Origin of the sequence: Mucilaginibacter sp. (assembly GCF_035492695.1) — a bacterium.
GTDB lineage: Bacteria > Bacteroidota > Bacteroidia > Sphingobacteriales > Sphingobacteriaceae > Mucilaginibacter.
Genome location: NZ_DATJJC010000021.1, coordinates 1 through 3,460, shown reverse-complemented (window position 1 = coordinate 3,460; position 3,460 = coordinate 1). Strand labels below are relative to the sequence as shown.

The window sequence follows — 3,460 nt, the reverse complement described above, 5'->3', positions numbered from 1 at the left end:
CAGCGCTATTTTCGATGATGTTGCTGGTTTAAAGAAAGGGAACAATGTATGGTTCTCGGGCGTTAAAGTGGGTACGATAAGCGATGTGCACTTTACAGGACCTTCCCAGGTAGATGTAAAAATGAGCATAGATGAAGCTTCCCAACCTTATATCCATCACGATGCGGGTGTAAAGATCGGCTCTGACGGTTTAATAGGTAATAAAATCATTGTAATAGAAGGTGGGAGTCCGCATGCTCCGGTTGTTCAGGATGGTGATGTTTTACAGGCCGAAAAGGTGGCATCTACCGATGACATGCTAAAAACCTTGCAGCAAAACAACGAGAACCTACTATCTATAACCAAAGATTTTAAAGAGCTGAGCCATAAAATTCTGCAAGGTAAAGGTACTGTAGGCGCTTTGTTGGCCGACAGCACAATGGGTAATCAGTTAAAGAATACCATGAGAAACCTGGAGGCTACTTCGCAAAGCGCAGCTCGTATGGCAGTTCAACTGGATAATTTCGGCAAGAAAATAAACACCAAAGGCGGTTTGGCGGACAAATTCCTGACAGATACCGTTACATTCAACAAAATACAGGGCGCTGTAGCCCAATTACAGAAAACTGTGGCCAACGCTAATGAGCTGACTCAAAATTTGAATACTGCAAGTAAGAAATTGACCACTACTGATAATGCATTAGGCGTATTATTAAACGACCCGAAAGGTGCTGAACAGGTTAGAACTTCGCTAAACAATTTGCAGCAAAGTTCTATTAAATTAAATGACGATCTTGAGGCAGCTCAGCATAACTTTTTGTTAAGGAATTTTTTCAAAAAGAAAGCAAAAGCGCAGGCGGATAGTTTGAAGAAAGCGACCGGAGGCAGGTAAATTAGTAGAAAATAGTGCTTAAGATTAGTTGACGGCAACTTTACAACCTTTCAACTTTACAACATTACAACTGAAGAGATGAAACCCGGAGATAAAGTGATATGTATCGATGCGAGGATCGATCCGGAAAAGGCTGAGGAGATCAAGCAGGATTTTGAGATCTGGATAACCAAGAATAAAGAATACACCATCCGCGAGATACTGGAGAACGACGGAATAGTGCCGGGCGTACTGCTGGACGAAGTTCATAACTTTCCGAAATACTTCAAGCTTTTAAACAGATTCCAGGAGCCGGCTTTTGCTTTGTGGCGTTTCCGTAAACTGAGTTATGCAACCGATGTTGAGGAAGAAGAGCATGAGGCGGAGTTGGTGGAAATTTTAGGCCCGGGAATAACACAGCCGGAGAAGATATAATATGGTCGTCATGGCGCATTTTTCCAATCTATGATTTGTTTGATTAAATGAGAATTATGAATAATGGCAACAAATCATAGTCCATCAAAAAATCAAACAAATCATAGTTCAGACATTAAAAAAGGCGCACCTTTCGGCACGCCTCGAATCATGATAATGGTAAAGGTTATTCAGTTCTGTTATCTGAGTTATCGTCTTTCTTTTTAGGCTGATCTTTTGCTTTTCCGTTCTCGGCCTGAAGCTTTTTCAGCATTTCATTGCCGATCAGGGCATCGATCATACCACCACTGCTTTCCCCGTTTTTACCGCTAACCAATATTTCAGGAACCAGTTTGATATTGTTGCTGGCCAATGTTTCGGCCACACGTACGATAGCATATTGTTCTGAACCCATGGCCTGGGTTTTCTGCTTGGTAACTTCGGCTTCAGCCAAACCGATAGCTTTGATCTTGCCGGCTTCGGCTTTACCATTCACTTCGGTAGCGTTAGCATCGGCGGTAGCATTTACAGTCTTCACTTCGGCGTCGGCTTTAGCGTTGATGGTTTTCACCTTAGCGTCAGCCTCAGCGTTAATGGTTTTTGATTCAGCTTCACCTTTGGCACCGGCAACCTTCGAAGCAGCCAATTGTGTGTTGATCTCTACCTGGCGGGTTGATTTTACTACCTCTGGCTGCATATCAGCACCCGCTTTAGCACTTTCAAACTCTTTACGTTCAATTTGTGCGTTACGCTGAATTTCGTAAGTTATCTTTTCCTGTTCCGCCAGTTTACGGTCGGTCAGGGTTTTCATCAAGGCTTCCGGAGGTACAATGTCACCAATCAGGGTATCCACTCCCACCACGTTATAATCGCTCAGCACCTTGCTGATATGGCTTTTTGCATCATCCTGGCGTTGTATACGGTTAGCCAGGAACTCGATTACGTCACTCTTTTGTGCCGAGTTACGGAAGTAGTTAGCAATAGTCGGTTCCAGCACCTGAGATACCAGGTTTTTCATATTCCCAAAACGTGCTATCACTTTTGGAGCTTCGTTACGCGGTATATGGATGATCTGTGAAACATCAAGATTGAATGTAAAACCGTCTGAAGAACGAACTGTAATGGTACATAGGTTCTTATCCAGCTCATGTGCTTCTGTACGACTATTGGCCCAGTTGAGTACAATATTGGTTGTAGGTACCACCTCTACTGCATGAGTATAAATATTTACGGGGTGCTTACCTGGATCGAGCGGTTCGTCCCAAACACCTTTTTGGGTCTTCTTTACAATATTACCATGTTTAAAGCTGTCGCCGCTGGTATCTTTACCTTCAGGGCCAACGAATGAGTTTACCACACCAACATAACCGATTGGAATATAGATCATGTCCACTTGCTCAACTATAACAAACCATGGGTTCAGATAGTAAGTACCGGCCAGAATTACATCTTCCTGCAAGCCTTTCATACCGCCGGCATTAATAAAGGCAATAGGGTCCTGGTAGTTTTTATGCCCTGCTACAGATACTCCGGCTATCTCGCCTTTACCCAATGGCTCACCGTCGAGCGTGGTTACAATACCTACTTTATTTTCCTGTATCTGGGTAATAGGCACCATCTCGATATCGAACAAAAAAGCGTTGATGCGATAACTACCTGGGGTAAGGAAAGCAGCCTGCGGGCCTTTCTGACCGCCATTATCCAAAAACGCAGTTGCATCCTGAAATTTGTCGCACTCAACAGGTTTACCCAATACACGACCTGTGTCCAGCGAAGCACCGTCTTTTGCCTTCACCAGTCCCAGCTTGTTCTGTTCGATGATAACAAACGGCTGCATCACAACAGAATATTGCCATGGCCACATGCCCCAATACAAACCCGGAGCCAATGCCTTAGCCTGCATACCGGCTTCGCCGTTGGTAGCGATAATACGGCCATCGGGAAGGCGTTTATTGCCCGAGAGCACATATTTTTTAACTACAAGACCGATACGGTCGTCGGGAACGATAACCATACCAAAGAAAACACGGAGTACAAATTTGTACGCCACAAGAAGCACGATGACAGGCACAGCCCACCAAAGTAATTGGATCGAAAAATTGTTCATATTATTTGTTTAGATTTTTTAACGGAGACCTTAAGGTGCGGACTCCTCACAAAAACTTATAGCTTGTTGAGACCTTAGCTATATAGCAC

At 43.9% G+C, this 3,460-nt stretch carries 3 protein-coding genes; 2 read left to right on the top strand and 1 reads right to left on the bottom strand.

What is annotated here, in order from left to right:
• Both VL525_RS13990 and VL525_RS13985 read left to right on the top strand, forming a co-directional pair.
• Window positions 1–871 (top strand): MlaD family protein (locus VL525_RS13990; protein WP_325387648.1); only part of this gene is annotated, 871 nt, incomplete at its 5' end.
• 78 nt (window positions 872–949) lie between these two features.
• Window positions 950–1,285, top strand: coding sequence for a hypothetical protein (locus tag VL525_RS13985; RefSeq protein WP_325387646.1), 336 nt, complete (start codon window positions 950–952; stop codon window positions 1,283–1,285).
• 166 nt (window positions 1,286–1,451) lie between these two features.
• Here the strand turns inward: VL525_RS13985 and VL525_RS13980 are convergent, their stop codons facing one another.
• Window positions 1,452–3,371 carry an SPFH domain-containing protein gene (locus VL525_RS13980; RefSeq protein WP_325387644.1) on the bottom strand — a complete coding sequence of 640 codons (1,920 nt, stop codon included), beginning with the start codon at window positions 3,369–3,371 and terminating at the stop codon, window positions 1,452–1,454.
• Window positions 3,372–3,460 lie beyond the last annotated feature (89 nt).